The 26268-nt window shown below is 61.4% G+C and carries 22 protein-coding genes and 2 pseudogenes; 17 read left to right on the forward strand and 7 right to left on the reverse strand.

Features of this window, described 5'->3' with window-relative positions; all coding sequences use genetic code 11:
- Positions 1–22 precede the first annotated feature (22 nt).
- Positions 23–448: a cytochrome c gene (locus QEZ49_RS00545; protein WP_280383179.1), complete on the forward strand. Its 426-nt coding sequence runs from the start codon at positions 23–25 to the stop codon at positions 446–448.
- 134 nt (positions 449–582) lie between these two features.
- On the opposite strand, the gene QEZ49_RS00550 is transcribed toward QEZ49_RS00545, so the two are convergent.
- Complete coding sequence (locus QEZ49_RS00550) at positions 583–1182, reverse strand: superoxide dismutase (RefSeq protein WP_068460524.1); 600 nt, start codon at positions 1180–1182, stop codon at positions 583–585.
- A 675-nt stretch (positions 1183–1857) separates the two neighbouring features.
- Between QEZ49_RS00550 and QEZ49_RS00555 the strand changes: the two genes are divergently transcribed.
- The 5 genes from QEZ49_RS00555 (at position 1858) to QEZ49_RS00575 (ending at position 8057) form a co-directional block, all read left to right on the forward strand.
- Positions 1858–2169, forward strand: coding sequence for an H-NS histone family protein (locus QEZ49_RS00555; protein WP_280383182.1), 312 nt, complete (start codon positions 1858–1860; stop codon positions 2167–2169).
- 147 nt (positions 2170–2316) lie between these two features.
- A complete protein-coding gene (locus QEZ49_RS00560) occupies positions 2317–2874 on the forward strand; it encodes a type 1 glutamine amidotransferase domain-containing protein (protein WP_280383184.1) in 558 nt (185 codons plus the stop codon).
- Positions 2875–3282: 408 nt separating this feature from the next.
- Positions 3283–3597, forward strand: coding sequence for a co-chaperone GroES (groES, locus tag QEZ49_RS00565; protein ID WP_068460530.1), 315 nt, complete (start codon positions 3283–3285; stop codon positions 3595–3597).
- 75 nt (positions 3598–3672) lie between these two features.
- Entirely contained in the window at positions 3673–5316 is a 1644-nt protein-coding gene (groL, locus tag QEZ49_RS00570) for a chaperonin GroEL (RefSeq protein ID WP_280383186.1), read from the forward strand.
- A 230-nt stretch (positions 5317–5546) separates the two neighbouring features.
- Entirely contained in the window at positions 5547–8057 is a 2511-nt protein-coding gene (locus tag QEZ49_RS00575; protein ID WP_280383188.1) for a L,D-transpeptidase family protein, read from the forward strand.
- 90 nt (positions 8058–8147) lie between these two features.
- Here QEZ49_RS00575 and QEZ49_RS00580 read toward each other — a convergent pair whose 3' ends face one another.
- Genes QEZ49_RS00580 through QEZ49_RS00590 form a run of 3 tightly spaced genes read right to left on the reverse strand, consistent with a single transcriptional unit; the run spans position 8148 to position 10399 of the window.
- Entirely contained in the window at positions 8148–9434 is a 1287-nt protein-coding gene (locus QEZ49_RS00580; RefSeq protein ID WP_280383190.1) for a CCA tRNA nucleotidyltransferase, read from the reverse strand.
- A gap of 39 nt (positions 9435–9473) precedes the next feature.
- The gene (locus QEZ49_RS00585; protein ID WP_280383192.1) at positions 9474–9740 is read right to left on the reverse strand and encodes a DUF6111 family protein; all 267 of its coding nucleotides are present in this window, start codon (positions 9738–9740) and stop codon (positions 9474–9476) included.
- Positions 9737–10399 (reverse strand): CoA pyrophosphatase, encoded by a 663-nt coding sequence (locus QEZ49_RS00590; RefSeq protein ID WP_280383194.1) that lies wholly within the window; start codon positions 10397–10399, stop codon positions 9737–9739. The genes QEZ49_RS00585 and QEZ49_RS00590 overlap by 4 nt, the downstream gene beginning before the upstream one ends.
- 247 nt (positions 10400–10646) lie before the next feature.
- Here QEZ49_RS00590 and QEZ49_RS00595 point away from each other — a divergent pair, with 247 nt between their 5' ends.
- The 3 genes from QEZ49_RS00595 (at position 10647) to QEZ49_RS00605 (ending at position 14712) form a co-directional block, all read left to right on the forward strand.
- Positions 10647–11783, forward strand: coding sequence for a hypothetical protein (locus QEZ49_RS00595; RefSeq protein ID WP_157066617.1), 1137 nt, complete (start codon positions 10647–10649; stop codon positions 11781–11783).
- 156 nt (positions 11784–11939) lie between these two features.
- On the forward strand, positions 11940–12638 hold the full coding sequence (locus QEZ49_RS00600) for an outer membrane beta-barrel protein (RefSeq protein WP_280383198.1): 699 nt from the start codon (positions 11940–11942) through the stop codon (positions 12636–12638).
- A gap of 256 nt (positions 12639–12894) precedes the next feature.
- Positions 12895–14712 carry a protein kinase gene (locus tag QEZ49_RS00605; RefSeq protein ID WP_280383200.1) on the forward strand — a complete coding sequence of 606 codons (1818 nt, stop codon included), beginning with the start codon at positions 12895–12897 and terminating at the stop codon, positions 14710–14712.
- Positions 14713–14941: 229 nt separating this feature from the next.
- On the opposite strand, the pseudogene QEZ49_RS00610 reads toward QEZ49_RS00605, so the two are convergent.
- The 3 genes and pseudogenes from QEZ49_RS00610 to hemF form a co-directional block, all read right to left on the reverse strand.
- Positions 14942–15063: pseudogene (locus QEZ49_RS00610) on the reverse strand (coproporphyrinogen III oxidase); the annotation flags it as partial.
- A 184-nt stretch (positions 15064–15247) separates the two neighbouring features.
- Positions 15248–15369, reverse strand: a pseudogene (locus QEZ49_RS00615) (coproporphyrinogen III oxidase); the annotation flags it as partial.
- A 198-nt stretch (positions 15370–15567) separates the two neighbouring features.
- Positions 15568–16509 (reverse strand): oxygen-dependent coproporphyrinogen oxidase, encoded by a 942-nt coding sequence (gene hemF / locus QEZ49_RS00620; RefSeq protein ID WP_280383202.1) that lies wholly within the window; start codon positions 16507–16509, stop codon positions 15568–15570.
- A gap of 191 nt (positions 16510–16700) precedes the next feature.
- Here hemF and QEZ49_RS00625 point away from each other — a divergent pair, with 191 nt between their 5' ends.
- From QEZ49_RS00625 to QEZ49_RS00660, 8 genes are all read left to right on the forward strand, one after another.
- The gene (locus tag QEZ49_RS00625) at positions 16701–18566 is read left to right on the forward strand and encodes an ABC transporter ATP-binding protein (RefSeq protein ID WP_280383203.1); all 1866 of its coding nucleotides are present in this window, start codon (positions 16701–16703) and stop codon (positions 18564–18566) included.
- Positions 18567–18845: 279 nt separating this feature from the next.
- Positions 18846–19418, forward strand: coding sequence for a ubiquinol-cytochrome c reductase iron-sulfur subunit (gene petA, locus QEZ49_RS00630; RefSeq protein WP_280383206.1), 573 nt, complete (start codon positions 18846–18848; stop codon positions 19416–19418).
- 16 nt (positions 19419–19434) lie between these two features.
- A complete protein-coding gene (locus QEZ49_RS00635) occupies positions 19435–20712 on the forward strand; it encodes a cytochrome b N-terminal domain-containing protein (protein WP_068460284.1) in 1278 nt (425 codons plus the stop codon).
- Positions 20713–20741: 29 nt separating this feature from the next.
- The gene (locus QEZ49_RS00640) at positions 20742–21632 is read left to right on the forward strand and encodes a cytochrome c1 (protein WP_280383210.1); all 891 of its coding nucleotides are present in this window, start codon (positions 20742–20744) and stop codon (positions 21630–21632) included.
- 274 nt (positions 21633–21906) lie between these two features.
- Positions 21907–22785 carry an S-methyl-5'-thioadenosine phosphorylase gene (locus QEZ49_RS00645; RefSeq protein WP_280383212.1) on the forward strand — a complete coding sequence of 293 codons (879 nt, stop codon included), beginning with the start codon at positions 21907–21909 and terminating at the stop codon, positions 22783–22785.
- Positions 22786–22927: 142 nt separating this feature from the next.
- Positions 22928–24385, forward strand: a complete 1458-nt coding sequence (locus tag QEZ49_RS00650) for an OprD family outer membrane porin (protein ID WP_280383214.1) — start codon at positions 22928–22930, stop codon at positions 24383–24385.
- A 20-nt stretch (positions 24386–24405) separates the two neighbouring features.
- Entirely contained in the window at positions 24406–25362 is a 957-nt protein-coding gene (gene pip, locus QEZ49_RS00655) for a prolyl aminopeptidase (protein WP_280383243.1), read from the forward strand.
- 65 nt (positions 25363–25427) lie between these two features.
- Positions 25428–26264: a cytochrome c gene (locus tag QEZ49_RS00660; protein ID WP_280383245.1), complete on the forward strand. Its 837-nt coding sequence runs from the start codon at positions 25428–25430 to the stop codon at positions 26262–26264.
- The last annotated feature ends 4 nt before the right edge of the window (positions 26265–26268 follow it).

The raw sequence follows: 26268 nt of genomic DNA on the forward strand, positions 1-26268 counted from the left end.
ATGCTGAGCTTAGGGGAGCGTCATGGCTGAAACATTCGCAGGCCGTGGAAGTTCTGGCCGCGCAGTTAAGGCCAGCGTGGTCTTGCCGGCGCTGTTGCTGGGGTTGACGCTGCTGGCCGCGTATCAGCCCCTGGCTGCGGCCGATGCTGGCACGGATGCCGCCGCCGCTGCGCCGGTGGCGCAGGCTGACGCGATCGAAAAGGGGCGTGGTCTGCTGACGGAAAACTGCGCGCGTTGCCATGCGATCGGTGCGGAGGGAGCAAGTCCGCACAAGGAAGCGCCGCCGTTCCGCGTGGTTGTTACCCGCTATCCGCCGGACAATCTCGCCGAGGCGTTGGCGGAAGGGCTGGTGTCGGGGCACCCGGACATGCCGGAGTTCGTTTTCGAAGTGGAAGAGGTCGGCGCCATCACGGCCTATCTCAATTCGCTGGAGCCGAAGACGGAGTAGCTCCAGGGTGCGGCGCGGGCCGGGCTCAAAACGCCCGTTTTTTTTCCGCAGCATCAATCAATTGCATTTGAAAATGAAAACGGCGCCGCTCCTGTGAGCGACGCCGTTTTTTTTTTATGTCAGTCCGCTTTGGATCAGAGCGCTTTCGCGGCCATTTCCTCAACGTGTTCCCAGTTCACGAGATTGTCGAACCAGGCTTCGAGATACTTCGGACGCGCGTTGCGATAGTCGATGTAATAGCTGTGCTCCCACACGTCGCAGCCGAGAATGGGCGATGCACCGTGCATCAGCGGGTTTTCGCCGTTGGGTGTCTTCATCAGTTCCAGCTTGCCGTCGCGAACTGCAAGCCAGGTCCAGCCCGAACCGAACTGGGTCTTGCCGTTCTCGATGAAGTCGTTGCGAACCTTGTCGAAACCGCCGTACGCGTCGACCAGCTTCTGCACGTTGCCGGGCAGCTTGTTGCCGCCGCCGTCCTTCTTCATCCACTGCCAGAAGTGGATGTGATTGAAGTCCTGGCCGACGTTGTTGATGATCGGCTGCGCCTTGTCAGCATAGGCTTCGCGGCAGATCTCCTCGATGCTCTTGCCCTCATACTTGGAGCCGGGGATCAGCTTGTTGGCCATGTCGACATAGGCCTGATGGTGCTTGTCGTGATGATATTCCAGCGTTTCGGCTGACATATATGGCGTCAGCGAGTCATACGCATACGGAAGGGGCGGGAGCTTGAAAGTCATGGTGGCGAGCCTCTGGCGTGAGTGCGAGTTTTAATGCGCGGCAATGCTAGGGGCACTGCCGCAGCGCGGAACCTATCGGCTGATATACGTCATGGCAACGCGCGAACAGCCGTTCCGGTTGTCGATGATTTTATTCGGGATGTCGTTGGGATGGTGATTGATAGGCGGCGCCTATCAAAACCCGTGGCAGGGCTGAAAGTGATTTGCAAATCACTCCGACAAAAGCGGCGCCTGGTCCGCAGCGCCGATCACGGCTCGCATTCGCGGATCGGCGGGGCTCGGTGAGAGCGTAGGCAGATCAAAGCAACGCGGAGTTGAGGCGCAGCCCCCTGAACAGAACTGCGCCTCTTGGGGATCACTCCGGGGAAGATGGGCGTTCAGGGTTTAAAAACGATATTTGTTGGCGCCTGAACGCGGCCTGAACGGCAAAAATGGTTCGCTAGAAAATGGAAATGGCGGGCTTCTGTTTCAGCCAAAAAGAAAAAATGTTGATAACGGCCGCGGATATAAAAGGTCACGCTAATCTTGAGCCTCTGCTCATATTCCATGCTTAACCGCCACGTATTTTGTGTAGGCTTCTTGACAAATGGAAGGCAAAAAGTAATTGAACCGGTCTAGGTTCATTGCAGCGGCATTTGCCGGGCATATATGTGTGTAAACGAGAAGGACCGCCGGATGGCCATTCCCAATATCGATAAGCTGACGCTGAAAGAACTGATCGAGCTTGAGGCAAAGGTCCAGAAGGCGATCAGTGCGGCGCGTGATCGCGAACGGGCAGAGGTCAAGCAGGCGCTGGCGCAGCTTGCCGAAAAGCGCGGCTTTTCCGTTTCTGAACTGTTTGGCGGACGTGGTCGGGGCAAGTCCAGCGCCGCAAAATACGCAAATCCCGATAACAAGGCTGAAACCTGGACCGGCCGCGGGCGCAAGCCGAATTGGCTGGTTGCGAAACTGAACAAGGGTGCAAAGCTCACTGATTTCGCAATTTAACCCGGCTCTAATCCAATCATTGTAGCCCGCAGCTGCTCCGCTGCGGGCTTTGTTGTTTTAACCAACAGTGTCCTGATTTGGCGGTTGTAGGAACACGCCAGGTTCGCGCTCCGTTATTCGATCGCAATTGGATAAGGGAGTACGGACATGCCTTCTATCAATGACAGCCGGATTTTGATCATGGCGACGGACGGCTTCGAACTGTCGGAGTTGACCGGCCCGCTGGAGCAGTTGCGAAACCGCGGCGCGAAAGTTGAGGTCGCCGCGCCCCATTCAGGCAGCATTCGCGGCTGGCGCGGAAAGGATTGGGCGACGTCGGTCGATGTCGATCTCGTTCTCGATAAGGTAGATGTCGACAATTACGATGCGCTGGTGTTGCCTGGTGGGCAGATAAACCCGGACCTGCTGCGGGTCGATGACAATGCCCTGGCGATCATCAGAGCGTTTCTCGGCAAGGGAAAAATCGTGGCAGCGATTTGCCATGCACCCTGGCTGCTGATCGAGACCGATGCCGTGAATGGCCGCGATGTGACGTCTTACATCTCCATCAAGACGGATATGAAGAATGCCGGCGGCCGCTGGGTCGATCGTCCGGTGGTCGCGGATCAGGGCATCATAACATCGCGAAATCCCAAGGATATCGACGCGTTCGTCGCCAAGATCGTCGAGGAGATTGAGGAGGGGACGCATCGAAGGGCGGCCTGAGGTTTCGCATCAGCAGGCATAGAACGGCGACGGCAGGATTGCGGGTTGGGCGTTCTTCGCTTCTGTCGATTGCTGGCCCTCAGGCGGGCGCTCCAGAAGTTCTCCCTCGGTCCCGGCATTCCCGGCGACCCCACTGTGGGGAGGTGCAGGTCGATGCAACTTGTGATTTAAATCAGATCGTAAGGCAGCAGTTTTTTAAGGCGCGGCAACGCAAGTTTGCGGCGCCTTGTTTTTTATGTGACGCCCGCTGGCACTCCCGCCTTGACAGTGCTAGCAGCCTTTCACATATACCCGGCGCGGGCCCAAGCGGCGGTCTGGCTTACCCAGCGATTTGGATGTCCAGATCGCGCGAGCTCGCAAAGCTTTCAAAAACTCTCGAATAGCAAACTGCATCATGAGGTTTGATCCATGAAGTTTCGTCCTCTTCATGACCGTGTCGTCGTTCGGCGCGTCGAAGAAGATACCAAGACGGCTGGCGGCATCATTATTCCCGATACCGCGAAGGAGAAGCCGCAGCAGGGCGAAGTCGTGGCGGTCGGCCCCGGCTCGCGCGATGAAACCGGCAAGGTCAACGCGCTCGATGTGAAGCCGGGCGACCGCGTGCTGTTCGGCAAGTGGAGCGGCACCGAAGTCAAGATCGACGGCGAAGACCTCCTCATCATGAAGGAGAGCGACATCTTCGGCGTGATCGACGGCAAGGCGAGCGTCAAGGCCGCCGCCTAAGCATTGCTTCTCGCAAACAACACGCATTTCGACCGCTTGTCGGTCTGAGCTGAAAAGCCAACTGGAGTTTTTTCTATGGCTGCAAAAGACGTAAAGTTTTCGCAGGACGCGCGCGAGAAGATGCTGCGCGGCGTCGACATCCTCGCCAACGCTGTGAAGGTGACGCTGGGTCCGAAGGGCCGCAACGTCGTGATCGAAAAGTCCTTTGGCGCGCCGCGCATTACCAAAGACGGCGTTTCGGTCGCCAAGGAAATCGAGCTTGAGGACAAGTTCGAGAACATGGGCGCACAGATGGTGCGCGAGGTCGCTTCCAAGACCAACGATCTGGCTGGCGACGGCACCACCACCGCCACCGTTCTGGCTCAGGCAATTGTCAAGGAAGGCGCCAAGTCGGTTACCGCCGGCGCCAATCCGATGGACCTGCGCCGCGGCATTGATCTGGCCGTCGCTGCTGTCGTTGAAGAGCTGAAGAGCAAGGCCCAGAAGATCAAGTCCAACGACGAGATCGCACAGGTCGGCACCATCTCCGCCAACGGTGACACTGAAATCGGCAAGAAGCTCGCCGAAGCCATGAAGAGAGTTGGCAACGAGGGCGTCATCACGGTTGAGGAATCCAAGAGCCTCGAAACCGAGCTTGATGTTGTCGAAGGCATGCAGTTCGACCGTGGCTATCTCTCGCCGTACTTCGTCACCAACGCCGAGAAGATGACCGTCGAGCTTGAGAACCCCTACATTCTCATTCACGAGAAGAAGCTTTCCGGTCTGCAGGCCATGCTGCCGGTGCTTGAAGCCGTTGTGCAGTCGGGCCGCCCGCTGCTTATCATCGCCGAAGACGTTGAGGGTGAAGCGCTTGCTACTCTCGTCGTCAACAAGCTGCGCGGTGGTCTGAAGGTTGCTGCTGTGAAGGCCCCTGGCTTCGGCGATCGCCGCAAGGCCATGCTGGAAGACATCGCAATCCTCACCGGCGGCCAGACGATCTCGGAAGATCTCGGCATCAAGCTTGAGAACGTCACGCTGGAGATGCTGGGCCGCGCCAAGCGCGTATCCATCGACAAGGAAAACACCATCATTGTCGATGGCTCGGGCAAGAAGGATGACATCGAAGGCCGCGTGAAGCAGATCAAGGCTCAGATCGAAGATACTTCGTCTGACTACGACCGCGAGAAGCTGCAGGAGCGTCTCGCCAAGCTGTCCGGCGGTGTTGCCGTGCTCAAGGTCGGTGGCGCCACCGAAGTGGAAGTCAAGGAGCGTAAGGATCGCGTCGACGACGCGCTGCACGCAACCCGCGCAGCCGTTGAAGAAGGCATCGTTCCTGGCGGTGGCGTTGCGCTCCTGCGCGCATCCAAGGCGCTGGAGAAGATCAAGGGTGCCAACGACGATCAGAACGTCGGCGTCAACATCGTCCGCAAGGCTCTGCAGGCTCCGGCCCGTCAGATCTTCAACAACGCGGGTGAAGATGGCTCGGTGATCGTCGGCAAGATCCTCGACAAGGGTGACTACAACTTCGGCTACAATGCTCAGACGCTGAAGTATGGCGACCTCGTTTCCGAGGGCGTCATCGACCCGGCCAAGGTTGTGCGTTGCGCACTGCAGGATGCCGCTTCGATTGCAGGCCTTCTGATTACGACCGAAGCCATGATCGCCGATCTGCCCAAGAAGGAGCACAGCCACGCTCCGATGCCGGGCGGCATGGGTGGCATGGGCGATATGGGCTTCTAAGCCCCGTCCTTCGCGTCATAGTTGTGCAGAACATGGAAGCCCCGGCAGTTCGCCGGGGCTTTTTCACGACTCACGAAGTATTTATCGGCAGCTGTTGCGTTACAGACCCACGTTAGCCTTGACGTAAAATAGTATCGATAGCCACATGGTTTACGCAGCGTATGCGTCGATTCTGGCCCAGCCACGGCCATTTTCTCCACCTAGCCTTCAGGCGCTATGGAGACTGAGGGATGATCGAAAAAACGGGTGTATCGAAGCGCGTCGGGATGTTGCCGGCGATCGCAGTGCTGTGGTTTGCCGGTTCTCTGGCTGCCGTGAACGCACAAAATGCAGTGTCGGCTCAAGCTGTTGCAGCTGCGACGGCACAGGTAGCCGAGCCAACGGTGGCTGCAGTTGCTGCGCAGACGGAGACGCCTTCAGGCCATCCGCTGAGCCCGCCGAACGTTGTGCCGGAACCACATCCTCAGTCGCAGCCTATAGATGCAGCAGCAACTCCGGCGGCGTCGGATCAACAGCCGGCACCGGCTTCCGCTGCGGTGGTACCCGCTGGCGCTTCACCGATCGAAACCGGAACAACGACACCTTATGTGTCGGTCAATCCGGCACCGTCACAGCCTCCGGCGGCAATTGACGCTGCGCCAGGCCCTTCAGTTATCGAGCAGGCACCTGCTGCAGCGGCATTGGACGCGCAGCCTGAGCCACAGGCACACCCTGCTGTCGCTGCTCCGACACCGCCTGTAACCGCTTCCGAACTTCCCGCCGTGGCTGCGCCGCCGGTTGCCAATGCCGCCGTTGATGCGGTTGCGCCTGCGGCTCCGGCTGCTGCGCCGAGCACTTCTGCGGCTGTTGCTCCAGTGCCGGTTCCTGAACCGGACCATCAGCCAGCCGCAACGCCTGCGAATGGCGCTGCGCCAGCGGCCACCGCTGCTATCGCCGTACCCACGCCGGGTGAGGCGCTGTCGGACTCGACCGCGCAGGTGCTGCCGCCTGCCGATTCCGTTGTGGCGTCCATTCGTACCAAGCTTTCTTCGCTCAGCCAGACGCTGACCAATGATGAGCGCGAGGCGCTGAGCAACTACTACGGTCAGATCACCGGCACGGCTTTGTGGGCATCGCCCACCGGTCTCACCGCCAGGGGCAAGGCCGTTGTGGCGGAAATCGGCCGCGCCGAGAACTGGGGCCTGCCGGGTGAAGCATTCAGTGTGCCCTCGATCGGCATTTCGGAGCTGACGGCGGAAGCGGCAGCGGATGCAGAACTGCAGGTTTCGACCGCAGTGTTGCTGTATGCGCGCTACGCTCGTGGCGGCCGTATCAACCCTCGCAACATTTCGCAGTTGATGGATCAGTCGCCGGATCTTGTGGCGCCGGCAACCGTGCTGAGCGAAGTGGCGGCTACCGGCAGCCCGGATGTCTACCTGACATCCATGCACCCGCCGCATCCTCAGTTTGAGGCGCTGCGTAAGAAGCTGCTTGAGCTTCGCGGTGTTGACGGCACGGCTCAGGATGAGCCGGAAGTCGATCCTGCTCTCTCGGTGAAATTGCCGCCCGGCCGTTTGCTGCGTCTTGGCGTGACCGACGATCAGGTTGCGCTTGTGCGCCAGCGGCTCAAGGTTCCGGCTAACGATCCCGCAGACGAAAACGTTTTCGACGAGAGCGTGCGCAATGCTGTGCTGGAGTTCCAGCGCACCAACAACCTTGCGGCTGACGGCCTGGTGGGCAACGGCACGCGTCAGGTTCTGAATGGTGGCACTGCTCCGCCGCGGGCGAGCGCCGAATCCACGATCCAGCGTATTCTCATCAACATGGAGCGCTGGCGCTGGGTGCCGCGCGACATGGGCGAGTTCCACGTGTGGGACAACGTGCCTGAATATCTCACGCGGGTGGTGAAGAACGGTGAGGTCATCCTGCGCGACGAGATCGTTGTGGGGCAGCCCTCATGGCCGACGCCGGTTTTCTCGGCCGACATGAAGACGATCGTGTTTCGTCCGAGCTGGGGCGTGCCCAACGGCATCAAGACCAAGGAACTTGGACCGCTTCTGCGTAAGAGCAACAGCGGCGGTGGCGGCCTGTTCGGCCTGTTCGGCGGCGGCGGTTATAGCGCCCAGGCGGTGCTGGATGCGCACGATCTGCAGGCCTATCAGAATGGCCGCCGGATCGATCCAAACTCCGTGAACTGGGCGTCGGTGGACATTCGCGCCTATCACTTCACCCAGCCGCCCGGCCCGAAGAACGTGCTGGGCGAGGTGAAGTTCATGTTCCCGAACAAGCATGACGTCTACATGCACGACACACCGCAGCGGCATCTGTTCGCGAAGTCGTACCGGGCGCTGAGCCACGGTTGCCTGCGCGTGCATCATCCGCGCCGGTTCGCCGAGGCTCTGCTGGAGCACGACAAGGGCTGGTCGTCATCGCAGGTGGGCAACATGTTCTCGCGCGGTGGCGAGATTGCTCTGTCGACGCACATTCCGGTGCACATCACCTACATGACGGCGCGGGTTGACGATAACGGCAAGCTGCACACGTTCGGCGATTTCTATGGTCTCGACAGCCGCACGGCGGCGGCGCTGACCGGAAGATCGATCCGCTTCGAGCAGCAGCCGGCCGATCTGGATGCAATTGCCGAGGCTGAGGGTCGTCCGCAGCAACAGCAGCAGCGTCGGTCGCCACAGCGCAAGCAGCAGTATTCGAACTCAAGCCCGAATTCGCTGTCGGACGTTATCCAGGGGCTGTTCTCGCCCTGATGCGAAGCGGGAAGCATCGGCTTCGATTGTAAAATTGCGACGCCCCGGACTGAAGTTCGGGGCGTTTTGCTTTTCCGGTGCTTTTGCGGGTCAGGACTTGCCGCTGGTGTTCTTGCTGCGGCTTGCTGCGGTCAGGGCGTCGAGCTTGCTGTCCAGCGCGCGTGCATCATCGGGAAAGCCGGCGGCAATCCACCAGTCTTCGAACGCCGCAACAATGCTGCCGACTTCTGGGCCCGGCTGGATGCCACGCTTCAGGACATCGGCGCCGCGCACCGGCAACTGCGGCACCTGCCATTCGCGCGCGAGATCAAGGCGGGCACTGCGCGTTGCATCGTTGGCCGCCGCGCCCGAGCGAGCCCATGCGAGCAGCGCGCCATCGCGATACGCTTGCGCGCCATGACGATAGATAAAGGCGCGCACTGCGGATTGATCCGCTGTTGGATCGAATACTGCGTCAGTGCATCGGGCAGCGTTGATGAGGCGTGTGGTTTCGGCTGAGGACAGACGCAGCTTGCGCTGCAGTTCATCCGGCGGCACCGCGCCGCTGAGCGCTGCGAGGCGCAATATCGGATCCGGTTGCAGCTGTTGGGCATGTTCTATCGCGGCGAGCCGGGCCACGACATCCACATCGCCTGCGGAACCGATCAGCGGTGAGATGAGATCGTTCTGCGCCATGGCGACGAGCGCAGGCACCGCGCCGGGCGCCGCAAGCAGCTTCAGCAACTCGGCGCGGATGCGTTCACCCGATAGTGTGCTCAGCCCTTCGCGTTCGGCGCGCGTTGCGGCCATGCCCTCGGCGTCGGGTGCATGGGGATCGCCGTACTCGGCCATGAAGCGGAAGAAGCGCAGGATGCGCAGGTAGTCTTCGCGGATACGAGCGCGCGCATCACCGATGAAGCGGACGCGTCGTTGGGTGAGATCGCCATATCCACCGAGCGGATCGTGGACGTTGCCGCTGGCGTCGGCATAGAGCGCATTCATGGTGAAGTCGCGCCGCATCGCATCCTCGCGCCAGTCGGTCGAGAAGTTGACGCGCGCCTTGCGTCCGAAGGTTTCGACGTCGCGGCGCAGCGTCGTAACCTCGAACGGAATACCATCCGAGACAACGGTGACCGTGCCGTGGTCGATGCCGGTCGGGATGCACTGCAAGCCCGCCTGCTTTGCCAGCCGCATCACGTCCTGAGGCAGCACGGACGTCGCGAGATCGACGTCGCGCACCGGCAGGCCCATCAGTGCGTTGCGCACCGCGCCACCGACCGCGCGCACCTCGCCGCCATCGACCGTCAGCGCGTTGAACACAGCCTGTGCCGCCGGGTGCTGGAGCCAGTCGGCGCTGCCTATGGATGGCGGCAGGGAAGTGGTGTTGCTGGACGCCATCACGCGATCCTGTGATGCGGGCGAAAAAGCGGAAACCCGTTATTCGAAGTGGCCGGGGATGACCTTGCCGTCCTTATAAACCGGTGGCTTGTAGACCTGTCCGGGTTTGCCGCCTTCCATTTTGCCGAAGCTTACCAGAACGATGACGACAAGAACGACGCCGGCCAGAAACAGCCAGAGCAGCGGCGCATCGTTGAGTACGCGCTTTGCCTCCGGCTTTTCTTCGCGCGTCATGTAAACGTAAGCTACGTAGATTATGGTCGGCAGAAGAAAGAAAAAAATGTTTTCGGCGACGATGCGGATCATTCTGCAAAGAGCCTTCTATGCATGTTCTTCAGGATGCCAGCGGTAACACCCCATATATACCGTTGTTCGAATGGCATGGCGTGAAATCGGCGCTCTGCGCCCAGCCATTGCCGTGATGCCGTCTGGTGATTTGCGACATCCATCAGAAATGCGAGTGGAACTTCGAAAGCTTCGTCAACTTCGCGCGGATCAAGCGTGAGCGTGAACCCCGGGCTGACGAGCGCGACGACCGGATAGATGCGAAAGCCGGTCTGGGTCCGATAGACGTCGAGATAACCCATCGGTTCGACGAATGAGGGATCGAGGCCGATCTCTTCCTGAGACTCGCGCAGGGCGGCGGCAACCGGATCTTTGTCGGTGGTTTCGATGCGGCCGCCGGGGAATGCGATCTGCCCCGCGTGGCGCTTCAGATGGGCTGTGCGCTGGGTCAGCAAGATGGTCAGCACATTGTCATGCGTAACGATCGGCACCAGAACCGCAGCAGGGGCCAGCGGTGTGCGCGCCAGTGTCGGGATGAGTTCGGGTGTCAGATCGTAATCGCTGGGTGTTTCGGAATCCGGATCGAACTGTGGCTGCGTCGGGCTGAGAGCGCCGGAGACGAGATCGCGGAAGCCAGGTTCGGAAAAGGGCGACGGGCTGACAAGTTTAGGCTGTTGCATAGCGATACATTAGCCAGAGCCGGCGCAGGCTGGAAGTATTGCCTGCAGCGCACATCGATTTGAACTCGCGTGACCGGAACGGCTCGCATTTTTCGAACAAATCACGATAACGTCCAAGTTGAACGTAAATTTGCACGAGACAAAGCTTCAAACTGGAAAGGAGGCGCGCTTGCCTAGCGGGCATGGCCGGACATTGAGATCTGCCTTAGTCGCAACATTGCTGCTTTGGCTTGCGGGGCTGTCCAATGTGGCACTGGCTGATGCCGTGCAGGACTTTCTGGCGACGCTGCCATCAGCACAGAAGGCAGAGTTCAGCGCCTGGCGCGCGGCCAACGCAAGGCATGATCGCGCGGTGGATGCCTATTGGGCGCAGGTTGAGAGCAAGCGCAAGGGCCGCAACGCCAAGCGTAATAAAACCAAGTTCTTCAACTCGGATGATTACGTCTGGACTTTCCCGCCGACCTATAAGGGGCCGACCTTAAACCCCGAGCTGCGGCAGCGTTGGAGCCGCTTCCTTGAGGCGCGCAAGGCGCCTGAGCCGGGCAAGAAGGAACCGGAGCCCATCCCGGGCCTCGACGATTTTCTCAGTGCCGCAAGACAGCACTATGCATTCACGCCGACGCGTATTTCCGAGCGCGAGTTCAAGCGCCGCTATGCGCATGAAGCGCTTTCGCTGGGGCTGACGAAAAGCCAGGTCGTGCGCGTCTATGCGCTTGAGACCGGCGGCAATGGCACCGCCGACATGCAGGCCGGCATCAACCCTCTCACCAAAAAGGGGCGGCCGATTTCATCGGCGCTCGGGTATGCGCAACTTCTGCATGCCAATACGGTCGGCGAGCTGGTGAAGCATGGCGATGACTTCATCAAACGGCTGCAGCGCATGAGAGCCAATGCTCCGACGCAGGCGCGGGCGGATGAGCTGCATCGTAAAATCCATTCGCTGCAACTGATGTTGAAGAGCGCCAAGTCGGTGCCGAATGATTGGTATCGCCATGTGGACTTTGCCAAGACATCGCGCGGCTATGGCATGCATGCGATCAATCTCGATGGCGATATCGGCCCGTGGTTGCAGGCGCTGAAATTGCGCGGCCTGAAGGACTTCGCTCAGCGCAAGGGCGTGACCAACCTTTCCGGCGAAGAGATCGAGCTGATGAACCTTTCGGGCCCGGGGACGGGGCTGGAAATGATGCAGCCGGTCGGCCTGACGGCGCCGACGACGAATTTCTTCGCCCGCCGCGCCTACTATGTGAACAAGATGGTCAACGATAAGACATCGGCGGAACTGCTGGCCGAGTTCACGCGCCGCATGGACGCCAGCTCGCGCAAGCCGGGAGCGGTGGAATTTGCCGAGGCGTTCGATGAGGTGATCGCCTCGCGCCGTTAGGTGTCGGGTCGGGGCGCGTCATGAAGAGAGTGCGGGGCATGGCGCCCCGGCGCGCCACCGTTCATCGTCGGATTTTTCTGTAGACGATGCAAATCTGCATCAGACAAGAACGCGGCACAGGCGTAGGATTCTCAGTCGGGATAACCGGGGGCATCCATGTCTGCTGTCTTTCAGACGCGCATTGGCGCGGGTATTGCGTTGAGCATCTTAGCGCTGGCTGTCAGCCTGCCGCACGCAGCCCATGCCTATGATCCCTTCCGGATTCCAAGCATCGCCTGGGCCACGGACGGAGAGCTGGTCGACATCGATGGCTCTCGCAACGGCTTCATCCTGTCGCCGGACTGGGCCATCAACGATCAGGTGAACCTCAAGGGTTCCGGTGGCTCGCTGCTCAAGGACACAGCCGGCATCTCGATCGGCGGTAAGCTTGGCTACGACTATTACGCCAACAACATCCTGCTGGGCTTCATCACCGACGCCTTCTACTCGTTCGCTGACGGTAAAGGTCGCGGCGCCGGTGCCGGTCTCTACAAGTCGGAGCTGAATTATTACGGCACGGTGCGCGGTAAGCTGGGCGTCGGTCTTGGACGCTGGCTGCCTTACGCCACGGGCGGCTATGCCTACGGCGGGCTTGAGGTGAAGGACATCACCACCGGCGCCAAGAGCAGCCAGGGGCTGTCCGGCTGGACGTATGGCGGTGGCCTTGAATACATCTGGAATAACGAGCTGACGGTCTATGCTGGCTACCGCCGCATCGATTTTGACAGCGAAACGTTTTCCGTTCTGCCGGTTGGGCAGCGCACGATCACACCGGAGATGGACGTGATCGACTTCGGTTTCGTGCACCGCTTCTGATCGCACGCAGCACTGCTGAGAAGGCTGTGATTTCGCGCTCCGCAGCGCAGCGCTTCCGTGTGGGTGCGCTGGCGTTTGCTGATCCGGTACCGCCTTAGCGCCGCTCTGCGCCTGACGCATGGCTACCCGGCTTCCGTGGCCTGCCTCCTGCGACGTATCGTTCCCATAATGCCAGCCACGATTCCCAGCCGTTTGCTGTTGGGGACGAGGGCTATTCAATCCGCAGGCCCGGCAGCATCTTCACCGGGTCTGGTCCATGTCGTCTCCACATATACTGCTGCACGCTCCCAGGCTGTCCGGCGATCCGCTGTCGATCCCCTATGTCAGCCATCCGCCGCCGAGCGAAGGCCGCAGGCTGCCGAATGGCACCATCATCGTCACCGATGAAGCGACGCCGGACGTCATCTACAAGCTCAGCCCGTGGCGGACTGCGGCGCTGGCCGCGAATGAGATCGACGTCTGCGCGCGGCTGCAAGGTGCTGCGCAAGAGAGTGATGGCACGGTCCGGCTGCGGGGTGTTGGCGGAACGGCCGATCATCTGATCCGGATGATGGAGCGGGCCGATCGTGGCCCACTCGATCGCTTCCTCATCGAACAGACGCGTGGCGACTGGCGCCGGGTTGAGGCGGATGCGGTTCGCCCGCTGCTGGCGCAGATCGCGGCTGCGATGGCCCATATGCATGCGCCCGATCTGGTGCATCGGGATCTGAAGGCGGAGAACATTCTCGTCTTCAGCGATACGGATGGTGGCAGTGGCAACGGTGGCGCCGCATTCGGCGTGAAAGCCAAAGTTTCCGACTTCGATCGCGCGGTCGTGCTGGCGCAGGGTTCGCAGCTGGAAGAGCCGGTCGGATCGTTGTTCCATATGGCGCCGGAACTGCTGGGCTGGAAGCCATACGACCGGAAAGTGGATGTGTACGCGTTCGGCATTCTCATGTTTGAGGTGCTGCATGGCGGTTCGCGCGCCTATTCGAATGTGGCGACCTGCATGCCGGGTTCGATCTCGGCGGCGTACTTCGCCAGCAAGGTGGTGGACGAAGGTTTCCGGCCCGAGTGGCAACACGGCGATGAAGCGCTGAAGCAGCTTGCAGCGCGGTGCTGGAGCGCTGATGCGGATGACAGGCCGGCGTTCAGTGAGATTGTGCAGTTGCTGAACGCAAGCGCGCCGGATGGCGGCGAGGATGGGGACGGGGGCAACGTGTCGGTTGTGCATCCTGCGCCGGAGCTGGTGCTGTGGAGCGCGGCTGATGTGATTGACGGCGTCGGTATCGCTAGCAGCATCGGCAAGGTGCGGCTGGCGATGGAGGATGCCGCATGCGTCCTGCATACCGGCGATGCGGTGATTGCGGGCGTGTTCGACGGCATGCGTGGTGCGCGGACGAGCGGCTTCGTTGCGCGCAGTCTGCCAGTCATGCTGGCAGACGGTATCCGCGATGGCGCAACGGATGTGCAAGCGGCGCTGGCGAATGCATTTGCCAATGTTGATGCAAGACTGCGTGAGCTCGATCCGCCGATAACGTGCGGCAGCACCGCAGTGGTTGCGGTTGTGCAGCCGCAGACATTGTCGATCGCGTGGGTTGGCGACTCGCCGGCCTATCTGTTCCGCGCCTGCAACAACGAGTCGGGGTTCACGGCCGTGCCGCTGGTGAACCGGCATCAGCCGAGCCGCGAGGATGAAGCAGGCCGGGTGCAGGCTGCGGGCGGCCGCATTGGTCGCGAGGAGCGGTGGCTCGATAACGGCGAGACCATTCCGCATGGCCCGGTGCGTGTTTACGCACCGGATGTTGATGCCAAGTCGGGTATCGCACTGTCGCGCGCGCTGGGCCTGTTTGCCTATCGACCGGTGATCGGGCACGAGCCGGAAGTGGTGCAGGTGGCGCGTCAGGCTGACGATCGGTTTGTGGTGCTCGGGTCGGACGGCGTGTTCGATCTGCTCGATGCTGACGCCGTGTATGCGCTGGCCGCGGCCGCTGCGTCGCCACAGGATGCGGCTGATGCGATTGTTCAAGCGGTGCTTGAGCGCGGCGCGCCCGACAACGCCAGTGTTGTTGTGATCGATCTGGTCGCGCGCTGAGCTGAGGCGCTTTGGGCGAGCGGGACGGCAGGGGCAGGGGCAGGGGCAGGGGCAGGGGCAGGGGCAGGGGCAGGGGCAGGGATCAGTCGCCGTCGCCGTGGCGCTGACGCGTTGCGTCGTGGCCGGCAGGCCATCGGTATCAGCAGGTGCAAAGGGGGCATTGCCCTGCGCACCGCGAGTCTATCGGCCATCGGCGAGTGCGTGTCAGGCACTTGTGTGCGAACGCGCGTTACGGCCACTTCACCACGGTGGCATCGACGACAGGATTGAATCGACGTTGCCACCGGTCTTGAGGCCGAACACCGTGCCCCGAGCATAAAGCAGGTTGAACTCGACGTAGCGGCCGCGTTGCGTCGTGGCTGGCAGGCCATCGGTATCGGCAGGTGCAAGGGCATGGCTATCGCAATTGCCTTGCGCGGCGCGCGTCTATCAGGCTCTCGGCGAGTGCGTGCGTGGCGCACGATCATCGCAGCACGTTCGCGTTGGTCCGGCCCCGTGGAGATCGGGGGCGTACGTAGGAGCGCGTGATCGCGCGTTAGGGGCACTTCACCACGGGCGGCATCGACGACAGATTGAATCGACGTTGCCGCCGGTCTTGAGGCCGAACACCATGCCGCGATCATAGAGCAGGCTGAACGCGACGCAGAGGCCGCGTCGCCTGTGCACAAGCCATCGGTTTCGGCAGGTGCAAGGGAGCCATGGCTATCGCAATTGCCCTTGCGCGGCGCGAGTCTATCAGGCCATCTGCACGTGCGTGCGTGGCGTATGACCATCGCAGGCACGTTCGCGTTGGTCGGATCCGCGGAGATCGGCGGCGTGAGTAGGTGCGCTCCGTGCGTGCGTGTGATCTCGCGTTTACGGCCACTTCACCACAGGCGGCATCGACGACAGGATTGAATCGACGTTGCCACCGGTCTTGAGGCCGAACACCGTGCCACGGTCATAAAGCAGGTTGAACTCGACGTAGCGGCCGCGGCGCACGAGCTGTTCCTCGCGGTCGGCGTCGGTCCACTTCTGGGTGTAGTTGCCGCGCACCAGCATCGGATAGACGCGCTCGAAGGCGCGGCCGACATCCTGCGTAAACGCGAACGCGGCGTCCCAGCCGCCGTCGGCCTCGGGCGGCGTCAGGTAATCATAGAAGATGCCGCCGATGCCGCGCTTTTCCTTGCGGTGCGGCAGGTAGAAATACTCATCGCACCATTCGCGGTAGCGCGTGTAATCGGCGATCGGGTGTCCGGCGCAGGCGCCATACATCGCGGCATGGAACGCCAGAGAGTCGGCGTCGCCCTCAACGCGGCGGCGGTCCAGCACCGGCGTCAGATCAGCGCCACCGCCAAACCACCACTTCGAGGTGACGACCATGCGCGTGTTCATGTGCACGGCGGGAACGTTGGGGTTCTGCGGATGCGCGATCAGCGAAATGCCCGAGGCCCAGAAGTTCGGGTTTTCCTCGGCACCGGGGATCTGCTTGCGGAATTCGGGGGCAAATTCACCGTGCACGGATGAGGTGTGCACGCCGACCTTCTCGAACACGCGGCCGCCCATCATGCTCATGACACCGCCGCCGCCGGGGGCGCCGGTATGGTCGGTGCGGTTCCAGGGCGTGCGGACAAAGCGGCCCGGAGCCATGTCGGACAGGGGGGCGCCAGCGGGGAGGTCATCCTCCAGCCGCTCGAACGCGGAGCAGATGCTGTCGCGGAGTTGCTGGAACCAGGCCTCGGCCTTTTGCTTATGCTCAGCAAGGTTGCTATCCAGCGGGCCGTTCTGTCCGTTATTGCCCGTTTCGCTTGCCTGCATGTCGCGTCTGTCCCTCAAACCCTTTTGTTGGCGCAATTCCCCCTATATATCCCGGGCGACAATGTCTAGGGGCGCATCGTTTCAAGCGGGGCTCCAAGGCCAGGAAAAGCCTTGCATTTTGAGGCCGATGTTAAGACGCAGCGATGCCGTCGCCGCTGCACAGGATCGGTTTGGCAAGGGTGGAGTTCTCAATGATCGCCCGAATTTTTGGTTGGCTCGAACAGCGTATCGATGCCTTCCCCGCGAACCAGCCCACCAAGCCGCCGGCGACGTTCTGGGCGTTCGTCTACCATTACACGCGCCCGTTCCTGCCGATGCTGGCAGCTTCGGCGGTGCTGTCGGCTACGATCGCGTTGATTGAGGTGTCGCTGTTCGGCTTCCTGGGCCGACTGGTGGACTGGCTGGCGCAGGCCGATCAGGCGACGTTCTGGTCAACCCACGGCTGGTTCCTGGCCGGCATGGCGTTGCTGGTGCTGTTGATCCTGCCGACGCTCAAGTTCCTGTATGAAGCCATTGTCCATCAGGGGCTGGTCGGCAACTTCACCATGGCGACGCGCTGGCAGGCGCACCGTTATGTGCTGCGTCAGTCAATGGAGTTCTTTAACGACGACTTTGCCGGGCGCGTCTCCACCAAGGTGATGCAGACCGCGATGTCGGTGCGCGAGGTGGTGACGAAAGTCACCGAAGTGATGCTTTACGTGTGCATCTACTTCACCGGCGCGGTGGTGCTGTTTGCCTCCACCGATCTGCGTTTGTCGGGGCCGCTGCTGATCTGGCTGGTCGGATACCTGCTGGCGATGCGCTACTTCATTCCGCGCCTCGGCAAGATTTCCCATGCGCAGTCCGACGCCCGCTCGGTGATGACCGGGCGCGTGGTGGACAGCTATACCAACATCGCTACCGTCAAGATGTTCGCCCACGCCGAGCGTGAGGATCGATACGCATACGAAAGCATGCGTGCGTTTCTCGATACGGTGCACACGCAGATGCGGCTGGTGACGCTGCTGACGGTGGTGCTGAACTGGCTCAACGGCGCGCTGCTGTTCATGGTGGCGGCGACGGCGTTGTGGCTGTGGTCCATCGATGCTGTAACAACCGGTGCCATCGCGCTGTCGGTGGGATTGGTGCTGCGTCTGCAGGGTATGTCCCACTGGATCATGTGGGAGATGGCGGGCCTGTTTGAAAACGTCGGCATCGTGCAGGACGGCCTGGAAACCATCGCGCGCGACCGCACCGTGGTGGACGTGCCGGGAGCCAAGGCGCTGACCGTCGACAAGGGCGAGATCGTTTTCGACCACATCCATTTCAACTACGGGCGCGATGCGGAAGCAAACCGTGGCAGCGTGATCGAGGATCTGTCGCTGCGCGTTGCGCCGGGTGAGAAGGTGGGACTGGTCGGCCGTTCAGGCGCTGGCAAATCCACGCTCGTTGGCCTGCTGATGCGTTTCTACGATCTCGATAGTGGCCGCATCCTGATCGACGGGCAGGATATCTCGCAGGTGCAGCAAGACAGTCTGCGCGCGCAGATCGGCATGGTCACGCAGGATACGTCGCTGCTGCATCGCTCGGTGCTGGACAACATCCTCTATGGTCGTCCCGACGCGGGCGAAGTGGAAGCCATCGCTGCCGCCAGGAAGGCGGAAGCCCATGACTTCATTGCCAATCTGCACGATGCCCACGGCCGCAGCGGCTATGCAGCCCATGTCGGTGAGCGTGGCGTAAAACTCTCCGGCGGACAGCGCCAGCGAGTGGCGATTGCGCGCGTGCTGCTGAAGGATGCGCCGATCCTGGTGCTGGACGAAGCCACCAGTGCGCTGGATAGCGAAGTGGAAGCGGCGATTCAGGAGCAGCTGGTCAATCTGATGGAAGGCAAAACGGTGATCGCGATTGCGCATCGGCTTTCCACCATCGCCGCCATGGACCGCCTCGTGATCATGGATAAGGGACGGATCGTTGAAGAAGGCTCGCATGCCGAGCTTCTGCGGCGGGGTGGACTTTATGCTGAGCTATGGGCGCGCCAGTCCGGCGGGTTTCTTGCGCAAGACGCGGCAGAATGACTTGAATCTGTTTTTTCCGTGGGATCGCACTGCGGTAAGGCCGCTGTGCGCCAAATTGCCTATGCCTATCTCGCGCCGCAGGCTTGAGCGCCGTTTAGAACAATGTCAATAAACCGCATAGCGGCGGGCTCCGTTTTGTAGGCCTATCGCACTCACCGTGCCCGATTTTGACGGCAGACGTCCTCAGATGCGAGTGCTGCCCGTCGGTGCCAGCCGACGGATAAAAAAACAAAGTTAAGTGCGGCACGACATCTGTCCAGCGCCCTAGCGGAGGCTCCCGTGGCAATTGAAGCCGAAGAACCGGATCGCCGGGACTTTCTCGTTCTCGCGGCCAGCGCCTTCGCAGCTGTTGGCGGCGCGATGACGCTTTGGCCCTTCATCCAGCAGATGAACCCCGACGCGGGCGCGCAGGCGCTGGCATCGATCGAGGTGGATCTGTCACCGGTGAAGGTGGGCCAGGCCATTACTGTGCTGTGGCGCGGCAAGCCCGTGTTCATTCGCCACCGTACCGAAGAGGAAATCGCGGTCGCCAAAGCGGTGCCGATGAAAGACCTCATCGACGAATACGCGCGCAACGCTGCGCTGCCCGAAGATGCTCTCGCAACGGACCCCAACCGCACCAAGGACGGCCACGAGAACTGGCTGATCATGGTCGGCATCTGTACCCATCTCGGCTGCGTGCCGAAGGGTCAGGCGCAGGGTGACAGCAAGGGCGACTTTGGCGGCTGGCTGTGCCCGTGCCATGGCTCGCACTACGACACCGCGGGCCGAATTCGCAAAGGTCCAGCACCCCGCAATCTTGAGGTGCCGGTCTATAATTTCGTATCCGGTTCCTTGATCAAGATCGGCTGACGGGCGGGCGGACTCCATGTCTGGAATTTCTTACAGCAGCTATAAGCCGACGACTAAAGTCGGCAAGTGGATGGACGAGCGTCTGCCTGTCGGGCGGATGTTTCATGCGCAGTTCGTCGACTTTCCGACGCCGCGCAACCTGAACTACTGGTGGACCTTCGGCGGCATTCTCTCGTTCTGCCTGATGGCCCAGATCGTCACCGGCATTGTGCTGGCGATGCACTACCAGCCAAGCGGCGAAATGGCGTTCGACTCGGTTGAGCGCATCCGGCGCGACGTGAACTTCGGCTGGCTGATCCGCAACCTGCACGCGGTCGGCGCCTCGATGTTCTTCATCGCCGCCTACGTTCACATCTTCCGCGGCCTCTACTACGGCTCGTACAAGGCACCGCGCGAAATCCTCTGGATCATCGGCGTCATCATCTTCATCGTCATGATGGCCACGGCGTTCATGGGCTACTCGCTGCCGTGGGGCCAGATGAGCTTCTGGGGCGTCACGGTTATCACCAACCTGTTCTCGTCCATCGACAGCATCGTGCCGGGCCTCGGCACCACCGTTGTTGAATGGCTGTGGGGCGGCTACTCGGTGACCGGCGTTACGCTCAACCGCTTCTTCAGCCTCCATTATCTGCTGCCGTTCGTGCTGGCGGGCCTCGTTGTCCTGCACGTCTGGGCGCTGCACGTGGTGGGTCAGAACAGCCCGATGGGCCTGGACGTGAAGACGCCTTCCGATGGCGTGCCGTTCACGCCGTATGCAACCTCGAAGGATGCGGTCGGCATGTTCGCCTTCCTGCTGTTCTTCTGCTGGTTCGCATTCTTCCTGCCCGACTACCTCGGCCACGCCGACAACTACGTCGAAGCTAACCCGCTGGTGACGCCGCCGCACATCGTTCCCGAATGGTACTTCCTGCCGTTCTACGCGATCCTGCGCGCAATCCCCTCCAAGCTGGGTGGCGTGATCGCGATGTTCGGTGCCATCGCCATCCTGGTGCTGGTGCCGTGGCTGGATACCAGCAAGGTGCGCTCGACCAAGTATCGTCCGCTGTATCGCTGGTTCTTCTGGCTGTTCGTGTTCTCCTGCGTGGCGCTGGGTTGGCTTGGCTCCAAGCCTGCCGAGGCGGAGTACGTTTTCTGGGCGCGGGTGTTCACGTTCTACTACTTTGCGCACTTCATCGTCGTCATGCCGCTGGTGGGGTGGTTCGAAAAACCACTGAAGGTGCCGGGGTCAATAACCGAGGCGGTGCTGGCGAAAAACAAAGGTGCTGCCGCGGCGGCGCCGGCCGCGAAGAGCTGAGGGGCGCCATGGGACCGATGCAACGTTCAATGAAGCGCTCGTGGCTTAACGGCCGGGTCGTCGCCATCGCAGTCGCGGGCGCCATGGCAGCAGTACTGCCGTTCTCGGCCGCAAACGCAGCGGGCGATTCAGCAGGCCACGCCATCGAGCGCCAGGAATGGTCGTTCGGCGGCTTCACCGGCCAGTACGATCAGGCTCAGCTGCAGCGCGGTTTTCAGGTTTATCAGCAGGTGTGCACCGCCTGTCACGGCCTGAAGCGTGTACGCTTCCGCAACCTGGCGGAGCCGGGCGGCCCGATGTTCCCGGAAGCGGCGATCAAGGCGCTGGCCGCTTCATGGCCGTATCAGATCTCAGGCGAGCTGGACGATCAGGGTAACCCGATCGACCGTCTGCCTGGCCCAGCCGATCAGATGGTTGGCCCTTACAAGAACGACGTGCAGGCCCGCGCGGCTCAGGGCGGCGCGCTGCCGCCGGATCTGTCGCTGATCGTCAAGGCGCGCACGATCGAAACCCATGCACCCTGGTACAGCCACTGGTTCCACATGCTGGTGGACATTGTGACGGGCTATCAGGAAGCCGGCGCTGACTATCTCTATGCGCTGCTGGTAGGATATCATGAGCCGCCGGCCGGCGTGACCGTGGGCGACGGCATGTATTACAACACCGCGTTCCACGGCAATCAGCTGGCGATGCCGCCACCGCTGATCAAGGACGCGCCGGTTGAGTATCAGCCCGAAGCTGGCGTGAAGGCGACGCTGGAGCAGAACGCGCGCGACGTGACCGCATTCCTGGCCTGGGCATCCGACCCGACGCTGGATACGCGCAAGCGTCTCGGCTGGCAGGTGATGCTGTATCTGCTGATCACCACGGTGCTGCTGTATCTGGTGAAGCGCAAGATCTGGTCGCGCATCGAGCACTGATATAAGCGCGTCACAGATTTGCATCAGTTTCAAACGCCGTCGGAGAATCTCCGGCGGCGTTTTTGCGTGTGGGTGGGGATGCTAGAGGCAGTTCGATCGGCGCTTGACCCGGCGCCATGCAGGTTCAACAACAGTGCACGCAACAGCGGCTGAACAGAGCCTTTCAGCGTCTCGTTTAATCGCTAAAAGGCTCTCGCTGTTTGTTTTATCGTGCTTCTTGCCGGAAAACCGGTTTCCACTTTTCCGGAAGCACTTCATCTGTCGGGGGAAGACCGTGGCGAAATCCGTTCTGGGCATCATCGGTGGCAGCGGTTTCTACAACCTGCCGGGCATCGAAAATCCTCACTGGGAGAAGGTGTCGACGCCGTGGGGTGATCCTTCCGATGAGATCCTGTTCGCTGAGGTCGACGGTTTGCCGTTCCGCTTTCTGCCCCGGCACGGGCGCGGGCATCGCGTCTCGCCGACGCACATCAACTACCGCGCCAACATCGATGCGATGAAGCGCGCTGGCGTGACGGACCTGGTTTCAATATCCGCCTGCGGTTCGCTGAAGGATCAGTACGCGCCGGGCCATTTCGTGCTGGTCGATCAGTTCATCGACCGTACGTTCGCGCGCGAGAAAAGCTTCTTCGGCGATGGCTGCGTGGCGCATGTTTCGATGGGGCATCCGGTCAGCCCACTGTTGGTTGATGCAATCGAGCAGGCGGCGAAAGCTGAAGACATCGACTACACTAAGGGCGGCACCTATCTGGTGATGGAAGGCCCGCAGTTTTCGACGCGCGCGGAATCCTTCCTCTATCGCAACTGGGGCTGTGATGTGATCGGCATGACCAACATGCCGGAAGCCAAACTCGCCCGCGAAGCCGAGATCTGCTACGCGACCGTCGCCATGGTGACCGATTACGACTGCTGGCACGAGGAAGTTGCGCACGTCGATGTGGCGGCTGTCATCGCAGTGATGAAGGACAACACCCTGAAGGCGCAACGTCTGGTGCACAGGCTGGCGGCGCAGTTCCCGCGCGAGCATCAGCCCTGTCCGCTTGGGTCCGATACGGCGCTGGATGTTGCGATCATCACAGCGCCGGAGGCGCGCGCACCCGCGTTGATGGCCAAGCTTGATGCCGTTGCCGGCCGCGTGCTCGGCAAGGTCTGAGCGCCGCTCCGGGTACGCTCAGCGGTCAGCAAAAACCCGCTAGCTTGACGCGCTCGGTTGCCCAGCCCGTTGCCGGCTGTCCGCCGTTCGGATTGTGATATGCAATGCGAAGGTTGAGGCAGGGTTGATTCGCCAGCTATCCATGGTCACCGCTCGACGTCAGGCCAGTGTCGCACGCGCATCCGCCACGCTGTTGCGCGGCGCGATCGTGCTGGCGTTGCTCGGTGTGATGCCGACTGCGAGAGCCGGGCAGGACGACGCTACGGTGCGAATTCCGTCCTCCGCCAGGGAAGTTTACAGCCCAATTGATCGCACGTTCGATCACCAGCCGGCGCTGCCCGGTGGTCCGCGCCATCAGCCGACGCCCGATGTTGACGCTGAGGCGACGAGCGATCGCGAGCCGGTGCTGTTGCAGGACCTGAAGCAGCGGCTGCGCACGGCTGATCCGTTTTTCCGCGACATGAAGGCGTCGCTGTATCTGCGCACGCAGCCGCTCGACCGAGACAATGCAACCGGTCCGCCGTCGCGGGCATGGGCGGCGGGAACGGCGCTCGCGATTGAAACCGGCTTTTATGACGACTGGCTGCAATTGCAGGCCGCCGTCGCAACATCGCAGCCGCTGTGGGCGCCGGCTGGCGAAGGCGGCACGCTGCTGCTGACGGAGAACCAGGCGGAGGTAAGCTCGATTGCCATCGCCAACGCGAGGCTGCGCGGGTTCGGACAGCAGGTTGTGATCGGCCGTCAGTTGATCAAGACGCCGTACATCAATCCGCAGGACAATCGCATCATCCCCAATTCGTTCGAAGGCATCACGCTGTTGCGCAGCCGCGACGAGGCGCAAATTTTTGATTACGGCTTCGCTTACCTATGGGGCTTCAAGGCGCGTGACAGCAGCCATTTCAATTCCTTCTCCGAGGCGCTTGGCGTAGCGGAGGACCGCGGCGTTTTTCTTGGTGGCGCCAAATACAGGCCCGCCAGAGGATTGACCATCGGCGCGATCAACTATCTGATCCCTGACGTCGTGAACACGGCGTATGGCGCGGTGGATTGGTTCGTCGATCTGAAGCCGATCGAGTTACGCTTCAATGTCGGCTTCACTGATCAACGCACGGTCGGATCCAATCTACTTCCGGGGGCGCCCTACAATACCCATCAGATAACTGAGCGATTTGCTGCCAGCTACGCCAATGCAACCATTTTTGTTTCAGGGTCGCATAATAGCAGCGCAGCGGCTCTGAAAAGCCCTTTCGGCAGCTTTCCAACTTACACAACGCTTGATCAGCTCAACTTCAACGATGCCGGTCAGCAAGCGATTGTCATTGGCGCCGCCTACGACTTCTCGAAAATTCTGATAGACGGTATCAAGGCTCAGACATTCTACGGCTGGTCGTGGGGTGCAATCGAACCGCAAACCGGCAATTCGCTCGGCCGTCAGAATGAGTTCAACATCGAGCTGGAATATGCTCCATCGCAGGGACCGTTGCGGAACTTGAGCGTGCAGGTGTTCCACTCGGCGGTTGCGTTTCCCGATAATCCGCCCGGCGAGACGCAGCAGCCGCAGACGCGCGCGCTCGTGACCTATCGCATTCCGCTGCTGTGAGCGCATCGAGGTTAATCAGCATGTCGTCATCACGCGAAGCTCAGCCGTTGCGCCCGTTCGATGCGCGCATGCTGGATGTCGGCGATGGTCACTGGATCTATGTCGAGGAGGTGGGACGCAGTGATGGCGTTCCGGCGCTGTTTCTGCATGGCGGTCCGGGCAGCGGATCGCAGCATCTGCATCGGCGGCTGTTCGACCCGGAGCGCCATCACGCGTTGCTGTTCGATCAGCGCGGCGCAGGACGCAGCCATCCGTATCTGTCGCTGCAGGAAAACACCACGCAGAAACTGATTGCGGACATCGAAGCGATCCGCACGCACTTTGGCATCGAGCGCTGGATCGTTGTTGGCGGTTCATGGGGCTCAACGCTGGCGGTGGCGTATGCCGAAGCGCATCCCGAGCGTGTCGCAGGGCTGGCGTTGCGCGCGGTGTTCCTGGGCACGCGGCGCGAGGTCGAGTGGGCTTTCGTCGAAGGGCCGAAGCTGTTCCGGCCGGAGCTGTATGCAGATTTTGTCGGTGCGCTTCCCGAGGCTGAACGGGCCGATCCGCTGGCTGCATATCTGGAGCGGCTGGCCGATCCGAATCCTAGAGTTCATCGTCCGGCGGCGGAAATCTGGGCGAGCTATGAGCGTGCGCTGTCTGAGCTGGCGCCGGGGCAGTCGCGGATTGCGCCATCGACCGGACGCAGTGAGCGCCTGCCGCCGACGCCGTTCGTCGAAGGGCACTACATCCGCAATGACTTCTTCCTGCAGCCGGATCAGCTTGTGCGCGAAGCGTCGAAACTGCGCGGCATTCCGGGGGTGATCGTGCAGGGGCGCTACGATCTGCTGTGCCCGCCGCATACAGCTTATGCGTTGAGCGAGGCGTGGGGCAATTGCAGGCTGGAGATGCTGGATCGCGCCGGGCATGCCATCAGCGAGCAGGGTGTGATGGAAGCGCTGACGCGCGCCATCCGTGAGCTGACCGACAAAGCGTGACCAGATAGCGTTAGCTTAAGGCTGGGTGACTAGACTGCTAACGCCCGAGGAAATCGAGTGCCACCATGCGCTACGCGCTGACCGTCTGGACACTGCTGCTACTGCTGATGATGATGAGTGCGGCTTCATCGGCTGCTGAGCGCTTGCCTGCCACGCTGAGCGTCACCCTAGGCGACAGCGTGCAGCGTTACACGGTGGATGAACTGCTGGCCCGGCACGACGCAACGAGCATCACCGTTCCGGATGACGTTTCCTATGGGCGCACGATGCTCTATCGCGCGGTGCCGTTTCTGGCGCTTCTTGGTGATAGCGCTGCAGGCAAGTTCGATACGCTGGAAGTGAAAGCATCCGATGGCTTTGCGTCACAGCTTCCGCTTGAACTGGTGCGGAAAGGTGCAGCGGGCGGCAGCGTCGCGTGGCTGGCGGTGGAAGATCCGCGTGAGCCCTGGCCAGATCTGCCGAGCAAGCAAACTTCCGCAGGACCGCTTTATCTGGTCTGGCAGTATCCGGAACGCTCTGGCATTGGTTCGGAACAATGGCCCTATGCTGTTGCTTCCATCACGGCTGTTGCGTCGCCGGCATTGCGCTGGCCGCAAATGACGGTGGCGGAAACTTTGCCGGCGGATGCGCTTGCGCGGCACGGGCAAAAGGTTTTCACGGTGCAATGCATGCCGTGTCATCGCATGAAGGGAGCGGGCGTCAGTGATGTCGGCCCCGATCTCGGTGCACCGATGAGTCCGACGCAGTATCTGACGCCTTTAGGTTTGCGCGCGCTGATCCGTGATCCCATAGCGGTGCGCACGTGGCCGGATCAGCGGATGCCCGCGTTCAATGAAAGCAAACTCAGCGATGCGGATCTCGATGCGCTGATAGCGTATCTCGGCCACATGGCTGAGCGCTAGTTGA

It is taken from the genome of Hyphomicrobium sp. D-2 (genome assembly GCF_029872155.1).
GTDB lineage: Bacteria > Pseudomonadota > Alphaproteobacteria > Rhizobiales > Hyphomicrobiaceae > Hyphomicrobium_A.